General features: G+C 69.9%; 1 protein-coding gene. It reads right to left on the bottom strand.

What is annotated here, in order from left to right:
- Positions 1-385 (bottom strand): FtsX-like permease family protein (locus H926_RS34845; RefSeq protein ID WP_043609824.1); only part of this gene is annotated, 385 nt, incomplete at both ends.

Here is a 385-nt window from a genome sequence, read left to right as displayed (position 1 = left end):
AGCAGCGGCGGCGCGGCAAAGGTGGCGGCAATCAGCGCGCCCTGCAGCGCGGCCATGGCGAGCGCGCCGGGCGCCAGCACCAGGCCGGTGGGGATCGGCAAAAGATCTTTCAGCGCCAGGCCGATCAGCGGGGTGGCCGCCACCCCCAGCGCCAGGCCAAGGCCGATTGCCAGCAGCGTGGCCAGGCCCAGTTGCAGAAGATAGATCCGTGCAATGTCAGCCCCGGTGGCGCCCAGGATCTTGAGCGTGGCGATCGCCCCGCGCCGCGCCTCAAGGTAGGAGGCCACGCCATTGCCAATGCCGATGCCGGCAATCAGCAAGGCGGCCAGCGCCACCAGCGCCAGGAATTGCCCGATTCGCGAAACAAAGCGATCGAGCCCGGGCG

The sequence above is a fragment of the Novosphingobium sp. B-7 genome (assembly GCF_000410615.1).
Lineage (GTDB): Bacteria > Pseudomonadota > Alphaproteobacteria > Sphingomonadales > Sphingomonadaceae > Novosphingobium > Novosphingobium capsulatum.
The sequence above is the reverse complement of the archived record's forward strand: the minus strand, read 5'-3'. Positions and strand labels throughout refer to the sequence as shown.